Source organism: Bradyrhizobium sp. LeoA1Lang (assembly GCF_055413685.1).
In genome coordinates, this window is the sequence record NZ_JBVAPG010000029.1 from 1 (window position 1) to 18,164 (window position 18,164).

The 18,164-nt window shown below is 64.9% G+C and carries 14 protein-coding genes; 5 read left to right on the forward strand and 9 right to left on the reverse strand.

The genetic code is table 11. From position 1 onward, the window contains the following. Nucleotides 1–17 precede the first annotated feature (17 nt). The 4 genes from ACZYOF_RS12810 to ACZYOF_RS12825 form a co-directional block, all read right to left on the reverse strand. Nucleotides 18–1,724: an acetyl-CoA carboxylase biotin carboxylase subunit gene (locus tag ACZYOF_RS12810; RefSeq protein WP_463715963.1), complete on the reverse strand. Its 1,707-nt coding sequence runs from the start codon at nt 1,722–1,724 to the stop codon at nt 18–20. Further along, complete coding sequence (locus tag ACZYOF_RS12815) at nt 1,721–3,337, reverse strand: acyl-CoA carboxylase subunit beta (protein ID WP_463715964.1); 1,617 nt, start codon at nt 3,335–3,337, stop codon at nt 1,721–1,723. Before ACZYOF_RS12815 ends, ACZYOF_RS12810 begins: the two co-directional genes overlap by 4 nt. Before the next feature lie 140 nt (nt 3,338–3,477). Then, the gene (locus ACZYOF_RS12820; protein WP_463715965.1) at nt 3,478–5,082 is read right to left on the reverse strand and encodes an AMP-binding protein; all 1,605 of its coding nucleotides are present in this window, start codon (nt 5,080–5,082) and stop codon (nt 3,478–3,480) included. Between the two features lie 141 nt (nt 5,083–5,223). Next, nucleotides 5,224–6,090: a beta-keto acid cleavage family enzyme gene (locus ACZYOF_RS12825; RefSeq protein ID WP_463715966.1), complete on the reverse strand. Its 867-nt coding sequence runs from the start codon at nt 6,088–6,090 to the stop codon at nt 5,224–5,226. 197 nt (nt 6,091–6,287) lie between these two features. Here ACZYOF_RS12825 and ACZYOF_RS12830 point away from each other — a divergent pair, with 197 nt between their 5' ends. Then, entirely contained in the window at nt 6,288–7,130 is an 843-nt protein-coding gene (locus ACZYOF_RS12830) for a universal stress protein (protein WP_463715967.1), read from the forward strand. Nucleotides 7,131–7,269: 139 nt separating this feature from the next. On the opposite strand, the gene ACZYOF_RS12835 is transcribed toward ACZYOF_RS12830, so the two are convergent. The 4 genes from ACZYOF_RS12835 to ACZYOF_RS12850 form a co-directional block, all read right to left on the reverse strand. Beyond that, on the reverse strand, nt 7,270–8,076 hold the full coding sequence (locus ACZYOF_RS12835) for a helix-turn-helix domain-containing protein (protein ID WP_463715968.1): 807 nt from the start codon (nt 8,074–8,076) through the stop codon (nt 7,270–7,272). A gap of 240 nt (nt 8,077–8,316) precedes the next feature. Next, nucleotides 8,317–8,973 carry a glutathione S-transferase family protein gene (locus tag ACZYOF_RS12840; RefSeq protein ID WP_130581967.1) on the reverse strand — a complete coding sequence of 219 codons (657 nt, stop codon included), beginning with the start codon at nt 8,971–8,973 and terminating at the stop codon, nt 8,317–8,319. Between the two features lies 1 nt (nt 8,974). Continuing rightward, nucleotides 8,975–10,138 (reverse strand): acyl-CoA dehydrogenase family protein, encoded by a 1,164-nt coding sequence (locus ACZYOF_RS12845; protein WP_282528135.1) that lies wholly within the window; start codon nt 10,136–10,138, stop codon nt 8,975–8,977. A gap of 140 nt (nt 10,139–10,278) precedes the next feature. Next, a complete protein-coding gene (locus tag ACZYOF_RS12850) occupies nt 10,279–11,415 on the reverse strand; it encodes an acyl-CoA dehydrogenase family protein (protein WP_463715969.1) in 1,137 nt (378 codons plus the stop codon). A gap of 210 nt (nt 11,416–11,625) precedes the next feature. On the opposite strand from ACZYOF_RS12850, the gene ACZYOF_RS12855 reads away from it, so the two are divergent. Together ACZYOF_RS12855 and ACZYOF_RS12860 are read left to right on the forward strand one after the other, a co-directional pair. Further along, nucleotides 11,626–13,173 (forward strand): acyl-CoA synthetase, encoded by a 1,548-nt coding sequence (locus ACZYOF_RS12855; RefSeq protein ID WP_463715970.1) that lies wholly within the window; start codon nt 11,626–11,628, stop codon nt 13,171–13,173. A 219-nt stretch (nt 13,174–13,392) separates the two neighbouring features. Then, the gene (locus tag ACZYOF_RS12860) at nt 13,393–14,103 is read left to right on the forward strand and encodes a DUF1614 domain-containing protein (RefSeq protein ID WP_463715971.1); all 711 of its coding nucleotides are present in this window, start codon (nt 13,393–13,395) and stop codon (nt 14,101–14,103) included. Between the two features lie 11 nt (nt 14,104–14,114). Here the strand turns inward: ACZYOF_RS12860 and ACZYOF_RS12865 are convergent, their stop codons facing one another. After that, complete coding sequence (locus ACZYOF_RS12865; protein WP_463715999.1) at nt 14,115–14,876, reverse strand: helix-turn-helix domain-containing protein; 762 nt, start codon at nt 14,874–14,876, stop codon at nt 14,115–14,117. A 186-nt stretch (nt 14,877–15,062) separates the two neighbouring features. Here ACZYOF_RS12865 and ACZYOF_RS12870 point away from each other — a divergent pair, with 186 nt between their 5' ends. Both ACZYOF_RS12870 and ACZYOF_RS12875 read left to right on the forward strand, forming a co-directional pair. Next, on the forward strand, nt 15,063–17,330 hold the full coding sequence (locus ACZYOF_RS12870; RefSeq protein ID WP_463715972.1) for a marine proteobacterial sortase target protein: 2,268 nt from the start codon (nt 15,063–15,065) through the stop codon (nt 17,328–17,330). 188 nt (nt 17,331–17,518) lie between these two features. Then, entirely contained in the window at nt 17,519–18,106 is a 588-nt protein-coding gene (locus ACZYOF_RS12875; protein ID WP_130583760.1) for a class GN sortase, read from the forward strand. Nucleotides 18,107–18,164: the final 58 nt, after the last annotated feature.

Below are 18,164 nucleotides of genomic sequence, written 5' to 3' on the forward strand. Positions count from 1 at the left end.
AACGGCTTCATTCGCCGTCAGCCCGGCGTTCCCCGAAGCATCGAGATTCTCCTGCCACCCGAAAACTTGCCGATCCTCGAATGGCTCGGTATCAAAACGTCAAAATCACTGTGATGAACCACTAGGCCGAGTTCGTCGATCTCGAAACGATGCTTGTGTCCCGCGACATCGGCGACATAAGAGCCGTCGCGCTCGCGCACGATCTCGACTTCGCGAAGGCCGCGGCCGAGATCGATGCGCAATCCGAGCGGAAACGTCGCGGCAAGCGAGCGGCCGCTCCGCCACGGCGGCGCGTGCGGATTGGTGACGTAGAGAAGCAGCGCCGCGAGCGCCGCCTCCGCGCCCTCGTTCGCGCGCGGCGCCAGCAGCTCATTGCGATGCGCGGCGATGAATGACGTCGTCGCCTCACCCTTAGCAAAGGCTGAATGGCGCAGGCAGGAGATCAAAAATCCCTGGTTGGTGGTGACGCCGAAGGCCTCGACCTGCTCCAGCGCGACGATCAGCTTGCTGCGCGCTCCGCGCCGGTCGGCGCCATGGCTGATGATCTTGGCGATCATGGAGTCGTAGAACGGCGGGATTTCGGAACCCGATTGCAGCGCATGCTCGACGCGAACGCGTTCCGGCATCTGCCAGCGCGCCATCCGGCCCGATTGCGGCATGAAATCATGGTCCGCATCCTCCGAGCACAGCCGTACCTCGATCGCGTGGCCGGAGAACGTGATGTCTTCCTGCTCCACGCCGAGCGGCTCGCCGCGGGCGACGCGCAACTGCAGTTCGACCAGATCGAGCCTGGTGATCGCCTCGGTGACGGGATGCTCGACCTGCAGGCGCGTGTTCATTTCCATGAAGTAGAAATCGCCATTGCCGTCGAGCAGGAATTCCAGCGTGCCTGCGCCCTCATATCGGAGCGCCTTCACTGCCTGGACCGCGACCGCGCCCATCCGCGCCCGCAACTCGGGCGACACCGCTGGCGACGGCGCCTCCTCGATCAGCTTCTGGTGCCGCCGCTGCACCGAGCAGTCGCGCTCGCCGAGATGGATCGCATTGCCATGGCGGTCGCCGAACACCTGGATCTCGATATGACGGGGATCGACGATCGCGCGCTCGAGAATAACCGTTGCATCGCCGAATGCACCCAGCGCCTCCGAGCGAGCGCTGCGCAGCGCATCCGGGAACGACGCCACGTCTGTGACCTGCCGCATGCCGCGCCCGCCGCCGCCGGCGACCGCCTTGATCATCACGGGAAAGCCGATGCGCCTCGCTTCCGCCAGCATGATCTCGTCGCTCTGGTCGGCGCCCTGGTAGCCGGGCACGCAGGGCACGCCGGCCTTTTGCATGATCTCCTTGGCGCCGGCCTTGTTGCCCATCGCACGGATCGCCTCTGGCGACGGGCCGATGAAGACAAGCCCGGCGTCGCGGCAGGCCCGCGCGAACTCCTCATTCTCGGCGAGGAAGCCGTAGCCGGGATGCACAGCGCCGGCTCCGCTGGCCTTGGCGGCGGCAATGATCGCATCGATCTTGAGATAGGATTGCGACGGCAGCGCCTCGCCGATACGCACCGCGTGATCGGCCTCACGTACATGCAGTGCATCGCGGTCGGCGTCGGAATAAACCGCGACCACTCCGTAGCCGAGCTGCCGCGCGGTGCGCATGATCCGCAGCGCGATCTCGCCCCGATTGGCAATCAGGATCCTGTAGAACATCCCGCCCCCTTCACGACTCATGGCCGCGCCACCGAGAACTGCATACGCTGAGGATTGCGCGCTTCCGCCTCGCGGCATATCGCAAGCACCTCGGCGAGCACGCTGCGGGTGTCGCGCGGATCGATCACGCCGTCGTCGAGCACGCGCGCGCTGGTGGAGAACACGTCCATCTGGCCGTCGAACACGCCGATGATCTCGGCCTTCATCGCGTCCAGTCTCTCCTTCGGGACCGGCTTGCCGCGGCGGGCGGCAGCGGCTTCGGTGACGATCGCCATGGTCTCGGCGGCCTGCTCGCCGCCCATCACGGCGGTCTTGGCGTTGGGCCAGGAGAAGCAGAAGCGCGGATGGAATCCGCGGCCGCACATGCCGTAATTGCCGGCACCGAACGAGGCGCCGCAATAGATCGTGATCTGCGGCACCGTCGCCGAGGTCACCGCCTGGATCATCTTGGAGCCGTGCTTGATCATGCCGGCCTCCTCATAGGCCTTGCCGACCATGTAGCCGGTGGTGTTGTTCAGATAGAGCAGCGGCGTGCGCGACTGGCAGCAGGCCTGGATGAAATGCGTCGCCTTGTTGGCACCGGGCACATCGAGCGGGCCGTTATTGGTGATGATGCCGATCGCCTGCCCTTCGATGCGGGCATGGCCGCAGATCGTGGCCGGACCATAATTGGCGCCGAACTCGGTGAAATCGGAGTCGTCGATGAAACGGGCAATGGCCTGGCGCATGTCGACGGGACGCTTGTGGTCCATCGGCATGATGCCGAGCAATTCTTCCGCATCATGGCGCGGCGGCTTGAACGACGCGCTCGCGGGCTTCGGCCGGTCCCATTCGAGACCCGACATGATGTCGCGCGCGATCCGGATCGCATCGCGGTCGTCCTCTGCCAGATAATCGCCAAGGCCGGAGATCGAGGTGTGCATCTCGGCGCCGCCAAGCTCCTCCTCGGTCGCGATCTCGCCGGTTGCGGCTTTGAGGAGCGGCGGCCCGGCGAGGAAGGCGCGGGTGCGGCCGCGCACCATCACGATGTAATCGGAGAGCCCGGTCTGATAGGCGCCGCCCGCGGTGGACGATCCATGCGTCACCGTGACCACCGGCAAGCCGGCCGCCGACAGCCGCGCGAGGTTGCGGAAGATGTTGCCGCCTCTGACAAAGTCCTCGACGCGGTAGCGCAGGAGATTGGCACCGGCGCTTTCGACGAGCTGCACATAGGGCAGCTTGTTCTCCAGCGCGAGTTCCTGCACCCGCAGCGTCTTGTCGAGGCCATAGGGCTGCAGCGCGCCGGCATCGATGCCGGCATCATTGGCGCTGACCATGCAGCGGATGCCGGAGACGAAACCGATGCCTGCGATCAGCCCGCCGCCGGGCACGCTTTTCTCAGCGTCCGCGACGTCGAACATGTAGCCGGCGAGCGTCGAGAGTTCGAGGAAGGGTGAGCCTGGATCGAGCACCAGCGCCACGCGTTCGCGCGGCAAGAGCTGCCCGCGCTTGTGGAAGCGTTCCTTTGCGGCCGCGGATGCGGCGCGGGTGCGCTCCTCCAGCGCCCGCATCCGGGAGATCAGCGCCAGCATGCCGTCGCGATTGGCCTGAAACGCGGCGCTGAAGGGCGAGATGGTGTTTTCGATGATGGCCATGGATCAACTCACGCCGTCATTCCGGGGCGCCCCTCTTGGGGCGAGCCCGGAATCCATCGGGCCGCAGACGCTTGTGGAGAAATGGATTCCGGGCTCGCGCTTCGCGCGCCCCGGAATGACAGGGATGTTCCTGGTAAGCATCATGCGCTTTTCGCTTCCGAGAAATATTCACCATACGCCTGCCGCAGCTCGACCTTGCGCAGCTTGCCGGTCGCCGTCATCGGCATCTCGTCAAGGATACGCACCAGTTTCGGCACCTGGAAGCCGCCGAGATGCTTTCGGCAATGCTCGATGATGTCAGCTTCGTCAGCCACGGCGTTCGGCTTCAGCTTGACGAAGGCGGAAACGGCTTCGCCCCATTGCGGGTGCGGCAGGCCGACCACCGCGGCGTTCTGCACGGCGGGGTGCGCGAGCAGCGTCTCCTCGATCTTCACGGACGCGACGTTCTCGCCGCCGGACTTGATCATGTCCTTCTTGCGGTCGAGGAACAGCACCTCGCCATTCTCGTCGATCAGCGCGAGGTCGCCGGTGTGATGCCAGCCGAACTTGCGCGCCTCTTCGGTCGCCTTCGGATCCCTGTAATAGCCCATCATCACGTTCGGCCCGCGATGCACGAGCTCGCCGATCTCGCCGCGCGGCAAGAGATTGCCATTGTCGTCCATGATCGCGGTCTCGTTGACAACAAGCGACTCGCCCCAGTAATTGCCAAAACGATTAAGCTGCACTTCCGGCCGCGACATCGTGGTCGCCGGATACATTTCGGTCTGGCCGCTGGAAAGCACGAAGTTCGGGCAGAGGTCGGCGATGGCGCGTTCGAGCAGCGGCTTGCCCATCGGCGCCATGGTGTAGATGCAGCAGCGCAAGCCGGAAAGATCGAACTCCCGCCGCCGCGGATGGTCGAGGATCGCCTGGTACATCAGCGACAGCCCAACAAAGACGGTGAGCTTGTCACGGACGATCGCCTCCATGCAGACCACAGGATCGAAGCCGCGCATCAGCGCCATCCGGCCGCCGACCGAGAGATAGCTGAGCAGCAGTACATGGCCGGCACAGTGGAACAGCGGAAACTGGCCGGTGATGCCGTCATCGCGCGAGAGCTGCATCTCGACGCAATTGCTCATCACCGCCATCACCACCGCGAGATGGCAGTGCATCGCGCCCTTCGGCCGCGAGGTCGTGCCGGAGGTGTAGATGATCATGGCGAGATCGCGGTCGTTGATCTCGATCTCGGGCTCGGTGTTGGACTGGCCCTCGATGAGATCGTTGAAATTCTCGAGGCCGGTCGCCGCGACTTTTCCGGCAAGATCGATCGCGACCATCTCGATGCCGCGCTGTTCCAGCGCCGCACGGCGTTCGGCTTGGGCATGCAGATTGTCGTCGATCAGCGCGAAGCGGACTTCGGCATGGCCGAGGATGTAATCCATGTCCGATGGCCCGAGCATGGTGTTGATCGGGACCCAGACCAGGCCGGCGCGATGGATGCCGAACAGCGCTTTGACGAATTCGACTGAATTGTTGCAGATCGTCGAGATCTTTTCGCCCGGCTTCAGGCCACGCTGCACGAGGTAGTTGGCAAAGCGGTTGGCGTCACGCTCGAGCTCGGTGAAGGTGACCTGACGCGCGCCGTCGGTGAGTGCGACGCGATCCGGGAAGCGCCGCGCCGCACGCTTAAGGAGATCGCCGATCGCCACCCGGCCGATCTGCCCCGGACCCGGCACGCCGCCGGTTGCTGCGAGATTGTCCATTTGGTTCCCTCCCCTCGACCAGCCGTCATTCCGGGGCAGCCCGCAGGGCTGAGCCCGGAATCCATTGGACCGCATGCGCTTGCGGCGAAATGGATTCGGGGCTCATCGCTTTGCGATGCCCCGGAATGACGGCGTGGCGGCTCAGTGCCTCACCCCGAACATCTGCCGCGCCTCGGCCGGGCTGGCGATCTCGCGCCCGGCCTTCCGCGCGCAGGCTGTGATCGCCTCGATCAACTGGCCGTTCGAGGTCACCTTGGTGCCATCAGCCAGATAGAAGGTGTCTTCCAGACCGGTGCGCAGGTGCCCGCCGAGATCGGCGGCGCGCTGGTGCAGTGGCCAGATCTCACCGCGGCCGATCGCGGTGACCTGCCAATGCGCGTCCGGCGCCTTCAGCTTCAACAGGATCGGCAGCAATTCCGGATCGGCCGGCATGCCCGAGGCGACGCCCATCACGAAATTATATTCGAGCGGGCCGGAATACATGCCGGTCTGCCGGTACATGCCGACGCAGCGCACGATGCCGACGTCGAAACATTCGAATTCGGGAATCGTGCCGGCGTCCTTCATGACGTCGAGATAGTCCTGCACCTTCTCGACAGCATTGTCGAACAGCATCGGCGGCCAGGCCCAGGTGTTGTCGGCTTTGACCTTGAGATAGTTCAGCGAGCCGGCGTTGCAGGCGGCGATCTCTGGCTTCGTTTCGCGCACGCAATCGAGCGCGCCCTGATAGTTCGGACCCGAGGTGCCCGTGGTGTGGTTGATGATGACACCCGGGCAGGCTTCGCGGATCGCCTGCTGGATCTCCTTGCTGACGCCGACCTCCCAGGACGGCAGATGGCCCTTGCTAGGTGCCTGCTGGCGCAGATGGATATGCATGATGCTGGCGCCTGCATTGAAGGCCGCCCTGGCCTCGCGCGCCATCTGTTCCGGCGTCACCGGCACGTTGTGCTGTTTTGGATCGGTCAGCACGCCGTTCAGCGCGCAGGTGATAACGGCCTTGTCGCTCATGCATCCCGTCCAAGGTGTTTGAATGGCTCAGTTTTTTGCATGATGCGGGATTTGGCCGGGCCCCTCTTGCGTTGACTGGCTATTGCCGCGGCGACTGGCCGTTCGCTGTGGCAATACCGCGCACGGACCTTTGCTCTGAATCAAATCCTGACGCCTCGGCGGGGCTATGAGCTTCCTTAAATCCCGGGAGACACGACATGGCCTACAAAGACCTCCTCTTGACGCTCGCGAGCTACCCCGAAACGGCTCCGCCATCGGCGATCGATCTTGCGAGCGATTTCGCCGCCGCGATCGGCGCCAAGATTTCCGCGATCGCCTGTAAGATCCGCGTCGCCGTGCCCGGCAGCTTCCTGAGCCCAGCGCTGCTCGACGTTCCCGGAATGGCTGCAACCGATGAAGAGAAATCTCGCCTTCAGGCTGAGGCTTCGCTCGCCGCGTTCCAGGCCGCCGCGGAAAAGCGCGGCGTCTTCGAGGAGCGCATCCTGGAGCGCTGCCTGACGTCCGAGCAGCGCGAACTGTTGGTCGAGTATGCGCGCCTTCGCGACCTCACCATCATTCCGGTCCAGGACAATGCCCTGTTCGGCGCGTGGAACGCGGAGCCGATTATTTTCGAATCCGGGCACCCCGTCCTGCTGCTACCGCAAACCAGCCGCAAGCCGTTCGCCCTGAATACGGCGACGGTGGCCTGGGACTTCAGCCGTCCGGCTGCGCGCGCGGTCGCGGACGCGCTGCCGCTGCTTAAGCAGGCCAAGCGCGTCCACATCGTGACAGTGACCAACGAAAAGCGCATCGACACCAAGCGGTCCGGTCCGGAACTTGCGAAGCATCTCGCCCGCCACGGCGTCGAGGTGATCCTTGACACCGTCGATGCCGCGGGCCGCACAGTCGCGCACGCGCTGGAGGCGGCGCTGACGAGCCATGACAGCGACCTTCTGGTCATGGGCGCCTTCGGCCACTCCCGCTTCCGGCAATTCGTGCTCGGCGGCGCCACGCTCAGCATGATGTCGCACCCGCCGCTGCCCGTGCTGCTTTCGCACTGACGGTAGCATGTCGTCCCGGCGCAGGCCGGGACCCATACCGCGTAATCCATCGATAGGGTGGTGGCCGGCGTTTTCAGCCAACGACAAACATTTGTGGTTATGGGTCCCGGCCTTCGCCGGGACGACCCGGTGTGGCGGCTCAGGTGTGCGCTATTTCGGGCTCTGCCTGCCTGCTCCGATAGATCGCCAGATCGCGCGAGCCGGAGAAGATCGCGCGCGGCTTCAGGCCGTAGAAGCGGCGGATCGAGTGGCTGAAATGGGTGGAGTCGGGGTAGCCGATGTCCTGCGCGAGATGGGCGAGGTTGATGTCCTGATTGGCGAAATGCAAGAGATGCCGCGCCCGCTTCCAGGCGCGGAAGGAGCGGAACGAGATCCCGGTCTCCTCCTTGAACAGATGCAGGAAGCGCGAGGGTGACAGCGAGGCATCCGCCGCGCAATCCGCCGCCGTCACCGGTTCGCCGGAGAATTTGCCGATGCGCGCGATCGCCCGCACCACGCGCGGGTCGAGCCTACGCTGCGGCAACGCCTGGCCGAAGCACATGATGTCGAACTCGGCGTTCGAGAGGTGGTCGCTATATTGCCGCCGTCCCAGCGCAGCATAGGCGGCGCGGATGCGGTCGGCGAAGACTTGGCTTTCCGGGCCCATCAACTGCCGGGCAAACGACTCGAGCGCGCCGACGCGGATGCTTTCGGGCTCGATGGCAACGCAAATCGCCGAGCGATAGTCGCTCGCGATCGTATGCCGCAGGTTCGGCATGGTCACGACGAGGTCGCCATAGGATTCCCGGCCGTCGCTGGTCGCAAGGCGCAGGCCGCCCTTGATCGCGACATAGACATGGAATGCGCCCGGACAGCGCTCGCGCGGGCGGCCGAGCAGTCCGGCATAGAACACGCGCTCCGGCGTGATCAGCATCAAATGGCCTACTTCACGGGCCTGGTCGTCCATGGTGGTTCCTCCTCGCACGGCTCTTCCCGGCCGCTGCGGCGCCAACCATAGCCGAAATCCGGCTGAAGTCACCGTTACAAATGGGGCAAGGAAACGGCTCTCGCCGTCATTGCGAGCCACCGGGTCGGCGCGTAGCGCCGCCCGATGACAGGCTCCGCGAAGCAATCCATGCCACCACGAGTGGAGAGATGGATTGCTTCGTCGCTGTCGCTCCTCGCAATGACGGTTGGGGCGGGCGCGTTACCCACGCACCCGCGGCGCGACGTTTTGCTCCGCGCCGGCCTTGCGTTCCGCCGCGACCGCCCGCTGGTATGCCTCGCGCTGCTGCAACGTTGCCCAATAGGCTGCGACATTGGGACCGAAATCCTTGGCGAGCCCGATATTGTCGGCGAGCCGCAGCGCATAGCCGATGGCGATGTCGGCGGCGGTGAAACGGCCGGCGCACAGCGTCTCGGCCTTGCCGGTCGCCGCCTCAACGGCGCGCAGGCGGCCGAAGAACCATTTGGCGTAGTCGCCGACGACCTGCGGATTGCGCCGCTCCTCCGGCTCGAGCTGGCCGTAGCGAAGCACCAGGGTCTGCGGAAAGGTCAGCGTCGCGTCGGAAAAATACATCCAGTTCAGGAAGGCGCCATAGGCCGGCTCGTCGGGTCCGACGATCAGCGGTGTCGGGCCATATTTGGTACCAAGGTAATGGCAGATGCCGGACGACTCCGTCATCCGCGTCTCGCCATCGATCAGGAAGGGAATCGTGCCGAGCGGATTGAGCGCGAGATAGTCCTTCGCGAACACGCGCGGCGGGAACGGAAGCATCTTGAGCTCGTAGGGCAATCCCATTTCCTCGAGCATCCAGAGCGGCCGGAACGAACGCGCGGCTTCGCAGTGATAGAGCGTGACCATCTCAGGCGTTTCCTTTTGTAGCCGGCAGCGTACCCATCATCTTGCATAGCACCATCAGCATCACTTCGTCAGCGCCGCCGCCGATCGAGGTCAGGCGGCTGTCGCGATAGGCGCGACTCACCGGGGTTTCGTTCATGAAGCCCATGCCGCCCCAATATTGCAGGCAGGCGTCGGTGAGTTCGCGCCCGAGCCGGCCCGCCTTCAGCTTCGCCATGGTGGCGAGCCGGGTGACGTCCTCGCCCGCGACCAGCGCCTCGCCGGCACGATAGATCAGCGAGCGCAACAGCTCGACCTCGGTCTGCATCTCTGCGAGCTTGAAATGCACCACCTGGTTGTCCAGGATCGAGCCGCCGAACGCTTTCCGATTGCGGGTATATTCAATGGTTTCGTTGATCATGAACTCATGCGCCTTCAGGCAGGCGGCGGCGCCCCACAGCCGCTCCTCCTGGAACTGGATCATCTGGTAGGTGAAACCCTTGCCTTCCTCGCCGATCCGGTTGCGCTTGGGCACCCGGACGTTATCGAAGAAAATCTGCGCGGTGTCGGAGGAGCGCATGCCCATCTTGTCGAGCTTTCGCGCGATGGTGACGCCCTTGCTCTTCATCGGCACGCAGATCAGCGACTTGTTGCGATGGACCTGGCCGTCGCTGGTGTTGGCGAGCAGGCAGATCCAGTCTGCTTGCGTGCCGTTGGTGATCCACATCTTGCCGCCATTGATGACATAGTCGTCGCCGTCGGAGCGCGCATTGGTCTTGATCGAGGCGACATCGGAGCCGGCACCGGGCTCGGAGACGCCGATGCAGGCGACCTGATCGCCCGAGATCGCCGGCACCAAGAACTCGCGCCGCACCTCGTCGGAGCCGAACCGCGCCAGCGCCGGTGTCGCCATGTCCGTCTGCACCCCGATCGCCATCGGCACCCCGCCGCATCTGATGGCCCCTAACTCTTCCGCCATCATCAGCGCATAGCTGTAGTCGAGCCCCTGGCCGCCGAATTCGACGGGCTTGTTGAGGCCGAGGAAACCGAGACTGCCGAGCTTCTTGAACAGCTCATGCGCGGGGAAGATGCCGGCGTCTTCCCAGTCGTCGACATAGGGGTTGATCTCGGCGGCGATGAATTTCTGCAAGGCGCGGCGGGGTTCGTCGTGGTCGGCGGTGAAGATCATGCTGGTTCAGGCTCCAATCGGTGTTCTTGGTCGGCCGTCATGGCCGGGCTTGTCCCGGCCATCCACGCCTATCCGGTCACGCGGGACCAAAGACGTGGATGCCCGGGACAAGCCCGGGCATGACGGTGGTGTGTTCCTCGTCACAATCCCATCTGGCGGCTGGCGAGATCCTTCATGATTTCCTCGGTGCCGCCGCCGATGGCGTTGACCTTGACCTCGCGGTAGATGCGCTCGACCTTGATGCCGCGCATGAAGCCGGCGCCGCCGAAGATCTGCACCGCCTCCGAGGCGCAGAACGCCATGGTCTGGGTCGCCTGGTTCTTCATCATGCAGATCTCGGCGACCGGGTTTTCGCCCTGCTCCAGCCGCCAGGCCAGCATCTCCAGCATCGCTTGCGACGCTGCGACCTTCTGCGCCATGTCGACGATCTTGTGGCGGATCACCTGGTGCTGGGCAATCGGCTTGCCGAAGGTCTTGCGTTCCTTGGCATAAGCGATCGCCTCCTCGACGCAGACGCGGGCGTAAGCCGTGCAGCTCGCCGCCATGCCCATGCGCTCGCTGTTGAAATTCTGCATGATGATCTTGAAGCCCTGGCCTTCGTCGCCGATCAGATTCTCGGCCGGCACCCGGCACTCGTCGAAGTGCAATGTCGCCGTATCGGAGGCCCACCAGCCCATCTTCTTCAGCTTGGTCCGCGACAGGCCGGGCGTATCGCCCTCGATCAGAAGCAGGCTGACGCCGCCGGCGCCCTCGCCGCCGGTGCGGACGGCGACCGTGAGATAATCGGCGCGCACGCCCGAGGTGATGAACGTTTTCTCGCCGCTGACGACATAATGATCGCCGTCCCGGCGCGCCTTGGTGCGGAGGCTGGCGACATCGGAGCCGCCGCTCGGCTCGGTGATCGCGAGCGCGGAAATCTTCTCGCCCCGCAGCACTTCCGGCAGCACGCGCGCCTTGACCTCGGGACGGGCGGCCCGCGCGATCGGCGGCGAGCCGATGGTGTGGCTCATCAGGCTCGCACTGACGCCACCGGCTCCGGCCCGCGCCAGTTCCTGCGAGGCCACGATCTTCATGAACTGGTCGGCGGGAACGCCGCCATATTCCTCGGGAAAGCCCAGCCCCAATAGACCGATCTCGGAGGCCTTGCGATAGAGCTCGCGCGGAAACTCGCCCGCCTCGTCCCACTCATGGGCGTGGGGCTCGATCTCCTTCTGCACGAAACGGCGCACCGCCTCGCGAAAGGCCTCGTGCTCGCTGGTGTAGAATGGGCTCGCCATTCTTCTGCTCCGTCGATTCTCTATGGCCGGAACGATGTCCGGAAATCGCCAACCTAACTTGCGTCGAGTGGCTGCCGGCGGCGAATGGGCGCCGATCCTACCCCCGGTCCAGCCACTAAACGCAAGACAGATTCCGGCCCCGGCCCGTCCACTGGTGCCCTTGCGGATCATGATCAGGCGGCGCCAGACCGCCCACCGTGGGAGGGAAATTTGCCGGTTCGTTACTACGACTGGATCGCCCATTACGGCCGGAGGACGCCTGACAAGGTCGCGATGGTCGACCTCGGCAGCGGCCGCCGCTTCAGCTATGCGCAATCTGACATCAGGATCTCGAGGTTGGCTGCGCACCTGCGCGATCAGCTCAAGGTCGCGCGCGGTGACCGGGTCGCGGTGCTGGCGCTGAACACATCAGACACGCTGGAAGTGCAGTTCGCCTGCGGACGGCTCGGTGCCCTATTCCTGCCGCTCAACACTCGCCTCACGGTCCCGGAACTGCAGTTCATCGTCGGCGATGCCTCGCCGAAAGTCATGATCCATGATGGCGATCTCGCCGAGACCGCGCTCAGCGTCGCCAGGCTCTCCAACGTGTCGTCGACACTGCAGCTCGGCCCTGATGGCTCCTATGAAGCAGGCATCGCAGCGGCGCCGCCGATCGAGACATTCGAGAATGTCACGCTCGATGACATCTCGACCATCATGTACACCTCGGGCACGACAGGCCAGCCGAAGGGCGCGATCATCACCCACGGCATGACGTTCTTCAATTGCGTCAATCTCGGCGGCCTCGCTTACATCTCGCCATCCTCGGTATTCCTTTGCGTGCTGCCGCTGTTCCACACCGGCGGACTGAATTGCTACACCAACCCGGTGCTGCATGCCGGCGGCACCGTCTTGATCATGCGCAACTTCGATCCCGGCGAGGCTTTGCGGCTGATCAGCGATCCCGCTGAGCGCATCAACGTCTTCTTCGGCGTGCCCGCGATCTACCAGTTCATGGCGCAGCATCCGTCGTTTGCGAGCGCCGATTTCAGCCGGCTGCTGATCGGCGGCGTCGGCGGCGCGCCGATGCCGGTGCCACTACTCAAGGTGTGGGAAGCGCGCGGCGTGGCGCTGCAGCAGGGCTATGGCATGACCGAGACATCGCCCGCGGTGATGGCGCTCGACCGCGAGGATGCCGCGCGCAAGGCCGGCTCCGCCGGCAAGCCGGTGCTGCACACGGAAGTGCGGATCGTGCGTCCCGACGGCACCGACGCCGCCGTGGGCGAGCTCGGCGAGCTCTGGGTCAGGGGCCCGAACATCACGCCGGGATACTGGAACCGGCCCGACGCCAACGCGTCCTCCTTCACCGACGGCTGGCTGCATACGGGTGATGCGACGCGCATCGACGAGGAAGGCTTCTACTACATCGTCGATCGCTGGAAGGACATGTACATCTCCGGCGGCGAGAACGTCTATCCGGCCGAAGTCGAGAATGTGCTGCACCAGATTCCGGCGGTCGCCGAAGCCGCGGTGATCGGCATTCCCGATGAGCAATGGGGAGAGGTCGGCATGGCGATCGTCGCCGTGAAGCCGGGACAAACGCTGACGCCGGCGGATATCCACGCGCATTGCGCGGCGAACCTCGCGCGCTTCAAATGCCCGCGCACAATCGAATTCGTCGACGCGCTGCCGCGCAATGCGACCGGCAAGATCCACAAGCCGACGCTGCGCAAGCAGTTCGCCGAGCAGAAGCCGACCGATCTGGCGCAAGCTTCGTGATGTGCCCCTCCGACGCCAACACCGTTTACGGCTAGACCGCGGTGCAGGCCAATCGACGGTTCGTAGTTCGTAGCCCGGGTGGAGCGCAGCGCAACCCGGGGGATGCTCGCCGAACGGCTCGACCGGTCCCGGATTGCGGGCTACGGGCACTGTCATCCTTGAGATCGCGCGGACGGCTCCCCACTTCAACGAGTGGCCCAACAACGCGAGCCGCCGATCGTGGAAAGCCAGATGCACTATCTGCCGATGACGCCGGGATCGTTTTCGATCCTGGTGTTCCTGGCATTGGTGCTGGTGATCCTGATCCAGCTCCGCATCCTCCGATATGCCTATCTGAGCCTCGGCGTCAGTCCGGGAGCCGCGTTCCTGCTGCTGTTCGGTTCGCTGGTCGGCAGCTATCTCAATATTCCGATCACGGAATTGTCCGGACCGCCGGTGAGATCCGGCGAGATCGTCGACTTCTTCGGCATGCGCTATGTCGTGCCGCTGGTGACCGCGCCCAGCACGATCCTGGCCGTGAATGTCGGCGGCGCGGTGATTCCGACGTTCATGTCGATCTATCTGATCGTCAGATACGAGCTCTGGGTCAGGGCCGCGATCGGCACCGCCATCATCGCCTTCATCGTCCATTCGCTGGCGACGCCGGTGCCGGGAATCGGCATCGCGGTACCCGTGTTCGTGCCCGTCGTCAGCGTCGCGATCATCGCGCTTCTGCTCTCGCGTATATATGCCGCGCCGCTCGCCTATATCGCAGGTTCAGTCGGAACACTGATCGGCGCCGATATTCTCAACCTGGACAAGATCGGCAGCCTGGGGGCGCCGATCGCCTCGATCGGCGGCGCCGGCACGTTTGACGGCGTTTTCCTGACCGGCATCCTCGCCGTGCTGCTCGCCTCCGTCGTTTCGCCATCGCCGCTGCGGCGTGCCTGATCGGCGCGACGCTAACCCGGCAGAAAAATCGCGAACGGCTCGTCGATGGTGCGGCAGAGGTGCTCGCGGTAGAGCGCGTAGTTTTCATCGTCCGGTGACACCCGCCCGACCGAGGGATTGGCGATATTCTTGATCGGCACGAATGCGATTGGTGCAGCGATCGGCGTCAGCAGCGAGCCTCGGCCGGCGAGCAGTGTCGTGATGATGCCGTACATCTCGCCGGTGTTGCGCGGCCTGGACACCGTGATCAGGCGATGCTGGCCGTGCCGGTTGGTGACGAGATAGACGAAGCCGGATTGGTTGGGCACGGCGACTTCGCCGAACTGGGTGTAGGCGGCATCCAGCCGTTCGCCCTCGCGAAAAATCAGCGACGAGACGGCGTCGTCCCAGGCGATCTCGGTGCGATAGGCATAGACCGCGTCCTTGGCCCCGAAGGAGGGCCTGACCGTAAGATAGGTGCCCTCGATCCACTGCACCGCCCGCCGCGAATACGCCCCTAACCCGTCGGGCGCGACTTCGCCATTGGCCACCGGAATCGCCGGCGCCGGCTGGACCTTGCGCAAGGAGACGCCGAGCGCCTGTTCCAGCCGCACCGTGGTCTGCAGCGTGAACGGGCGGCGTCCGCCCAGTACCTTCTCCAATGTCGAGAGGCTGAGCTTGGCCTGCTCGGCCAGCGCCTGCCGCGAGATACGCCGGCGCGCCAGTTCCTCGCGGATCAGCTCCGCGATCTGCCGGCTTTGTTCTTCGGAGAGCTGCTTGTCCGGCGTCGGCATCGTCACCCCATGCTGATTCACGCCGACTCTACCAGACCGCACATTTCAGCACAAAACCGCACAAAGCCGCCGACAGCGCGGCGTGCGGCGCCCGGCGGCGGCTGAACAATGCCGATCATTCTGCTCGCGCCTCGAGGCACTTTCCCGAAGATTTTGCACGTCCAAGACGTTCCTCGGGAGAAGGAAATGACGACGTACGATTGTATCGTGACCAGCCGCCCGCGCCTGTCGCGCAAGATGCGGATAGCGCTGTTTTTCGTGGTGGAAGGCGTTGCCGCGCTCATCATCGGGTTCGCGGCATTGTTTGTGAACTTCGCGCCGGCGTGGTCGGTAGAGATCAAGCCGCCGGCAGCGTTCATCAAGCCGGGCGACGCCCGTTCCGGCTCGCTGCTGCTGAAGACCGACGAGGGATATGACGATGCCGTCAGGCTCGGCACCGATGTCGACCTCACGGTGTCAGGCCCGACCGTCCGCGCCCGCGTCACGCAGATCTTCCGCAACCCGACCAAGGACTGGGTTGAAGCGGTTTACGTCTATCCGCTGCCGGCAGGCGGCGCGGTCGACACGCTGAAGATGGTGGTCGGCGATCGCATCGTGGTCGGCGATATCAAGGAGCGCAAGCAGGCGCGCATCATCTATGAGCAGGCCAAGCAGAACGGCCAGAAGGCCGCGCTGACCGAACAGGAGCGACCCAACATCTTCACCAACTCGGTTGCCAATATCGGCCCGGGCGAGACCGTGCTGGTGCAGATCGAATACCAGGAGCCAGTGCAGCAGTCCGGCAACGAATTCTCCCTGCGCGTGCCGATGGTGGTGGCGCCGCGCTACAATCCCGCGCCGATCGTGCAGAGCGTCGACCTCCGTCCCGATGGCGGCGGCTGGGGTGCGACGAAGGCTGATCCCGTTCCGGATCGCGACCGCATCACGCCGCCGGTGCTCGACCCGGCCGAGCATGCGCCCGTCAATCCGACCAAGGTCACCGTGCGCCTGCAGGCCGGCTTCCCGCTCGGCGAGGTGAAGAGCCATCATCACACCGTCAACCTCGAGAGCATTGACGACGCGACGCGGATCATCAAGCTCGCCGATGGTCCGGTGCCTGCGGACCGCGATTTCGAGCTGACCTGGAAGCCTGCCGCCGAGAAGGCTCCGTCGGTCGGGCTGTTCCGCGAGCATGTCGGCGACGCCGACTATCTGCTCGCGTTCGTTACCCCGCCTGCCGTCGAGCAGGCCGAGCAGAAGCCACGGCCGCGCGAAGTGATCTTCGTGATCGACAATTCCGGCTCCATGGGCGGCACCTCGATCGTGCAGGCGAAAGCGAGCCTGACTTACGCGCTCGGCCGGCTGCAGCCGAACGATCGTTTCAACGTGATCCGTTTCGACAACACCATGGACGTGCTGTTCCCATCGGCGGTGCCGGCGGACAGCGAGCATCTCGGCCGCGCCACCGCCTTCGTGAGCGCGCTGCAGGCCAATGGCGGCACCGAGATGGTGCCGGCGATGCGGGCGGCGCTGACGGATCGCTCGAACAGCGATTCCGATCATGTCCGCCAGGTGGTGTTCCTGACCGATGGCGCCATCGGCAACGAACAGCAATTGTTCGAGACGATCACGGCGATGCGCGGCCGCTCCCGCATCTTCATGGTCGGCATCGGCTCGGCGCCCAACACCTATCTGATGACGCGCGCCGCCGAGCTCGGCCGCGGCGCCTTCACCCATATCGGCTCCACCGACCAGGTCGAGGAGCGCATGCGCTCGCTGTTCGCGAAGCTCGAGAATCCCGCGGTGACCAGTCTCTCCGCCAAATTCTCCGACGCACATGCCGAGGTTACGCCGGCGATCCTTCCCGACCTCTATCGCGGCGAGCCGCTGGTGCTGGCGGCCAAACTCGACAAGCTCGCGGGCTCCGTCGAGATCAAGGGCCGCATCGGCGACCGCCCCTGGCTCGTGACGCTGCCGCTGGCGAACGCCGCCGAAGGCAAGGGCCTGTCGAAGCTGTGGGCGCGGCGCAAGATCGACGACGCCGAGGTTGCGCGCACCACGCGGCAGGCGAGTCCTGAGGACGCCGACAAAACCATCCTAGCGCTGGCGCTCGAGCATCAGCTCGTGACGCGGCTGACCAGCCTGGTTGCGGTCGACAAGACCCCAAGCCGGCCCGACGGCGAGCCGCTGAAAGTGAGTGAACTGCCGCTCAACCTGCCCGCGGGCTGGGATTTCGCGAAAGTCTTCGGCGAGCGCCCGCAATTGCCGGCGGCACCGACCGAGCGGCGCGTGGAAGGCGATGGACGGGTGCAGGTCGCAGCCCTGAAGCGCCCGGCGGTGGTGCAGGCGCCCGACGCGATCAAGCTGCCGAAGACCGCGACCGACGCCGAACTGAAGATGATCGCCGGCGCGATCCTGCTCACGCTGAGCCTGCTCCTGTTCGCATTCATCCGGCGTCGGAACTTCGCCCGCTGATGCCGAATGAAAAGAGGAGGCGCCCCCACCTCCTCTTGGCGCGCGCGGCCTCCCGTCCCCGAGGGCCGCGCGCGACTCTTTCCACACGCGTCATTGCGAGCGCAGCGAAGCAATCCATGTCACCGCTTGTGGAGAGATGGGTTGCTTCGTCGCTGCGCTCCTCGCAATGACGTCGGAGTATCGGTCAAATGCCGCGTTTCCTTGCCCCTCTCCTCCTCGCCCTCCTCGGCCTAATCCTGTTCGGCCAAGGCGCCTACATCCACGCCAAAGCCCTCCTCGCGCAGGTGCTGCTCGAACGTGCCTTCACCCAAACCATCGCCACCGGGCATCCGACAAAACCGTGGTCATGGGCCGACACCTGGCCGGTCGCGCGCATCGAGGTGAAGCGGCTCAATGCCAGTGCCATCGTGCTCGCGGGGTCGAGCGGCCAGGCGCTCGCGTTCGGCCCGGGCCAAGTCGAGCTCACACCCGAGGCCGGCGAACGCGGCGTTGCCGTCTATTCCGCGCATCGCGACACCCATTTCCGCTTCCTGAAGGACGTCGTGATCGGCGACGAGATCGACGTCACCCGCAGCGATGGCAAGACCTTCCGCTATCGCGCCGACGCCAGCTCGGTGGTGCGCTTCGATGCCTCCGGCATCGATCCATTGTCGAGCGGATATGAGCTGGTGCTCTCGACCTGCTGGCCATTCGACGCGCTGACATCGGGGCCGGAACGCTATCTGCTGCGCGCGACGATGATCGAATCCGGCCCCTCGCGGATGACAACACCGTGAATATTGTCCGTGCGGTGGGATATCGCATCAACGCGTAGCGGCATGCAGCCAGTGTGAG

Bases quoted from the DNA above. Each gene is read 5' to 3' on its own strand.
- ACZYOF_RS12810 (WP_463715963.1), bottom strand. From the start codon at position 1,724: ATGAGTCGTGAAGGGGGCGGGATGTTCTACAGGATCCTGATTGCCAAT.
- ACZYOF_RS12845 (WP_282528135.1), bottom strand. From the start codon at position 10,138: ATGATCTTCACCGCCGACCACGACGAACCCCGCCGCGCCTTGCAGAAA.
- ACZYOF_RS12825 (WP_463715966.1), bottom strand. From the start codon at position 6,090: ATGAGCGACAAGGCCGTTATCACCTGCGCGCTGAACGGCGTGCTGACC.
- ACZYOF_RS12875 (WP_130583760.1), top strand. From the start codon at position 17,519: ATGCCGCGTTTCCTTGCCCCTCTCCTCCTCGCCCTCCTCGGCCTAATC.
- ACZYOF_RS12815 (WP_463715964.1), bottom strand. From the start codon at position 3,337: ATGGCCATCATCGAAAACACCATCTCGCCCTTCAGCGCCGCGTTTCAG.
- ACZYOF_RS12840 (WP_130581967.1), bottom strand. From the start codon at position 8,973: ATGGTCACGCTCTATCACTGCGAAGCCGCGCGTTCGTTCCGGCCGCTC.
- ACZYOF_RS12865 (WP_463715999.1), bottom strand. From the start codon at position 14,876: ATGCCGACGCCGGACAAGCAGCTCTCCGAAGAACAAAGCCGGCAGATC.
- ACZYOF_RS12835 (WP_463715968.1), bottom strand. From the start codon at position 8,076: ATGGACGACCAGGCCCGTGAAGTAGGCCATTTGATGCTGATCACGCCG.
- ACZYOF_RS12830 (WP_463715967.1), top strand. From the start codon at position 6,288: ATGGCCTACAAAGACCTCCTCTTGACGCTCGCGAGCTACCCCGAAACG.
- ACZYOF_RS12820 (WP_463715965.1), bottom strand. From the start codon at position 5,082: ATGGACAATCTCGCAGCAACCGGCGGCGTGCCGGGTCCGGGGCAGATC.
- ACZYOF_RS12870 (WP_463715972.1), top strand. From the start codon at position 15,063: ATGACGACGTACGATTGTATCGTGACCAGCCGCCCGCGCCTGTCGCGC.
- ACZYOF_RS12850 (WP_463715969.1), bottom strand. From the start codon at position 11,415: ATGGCGAGCCCATTCTACACCAGCGAGCACGAGGCCTTTCGCGAGGCG.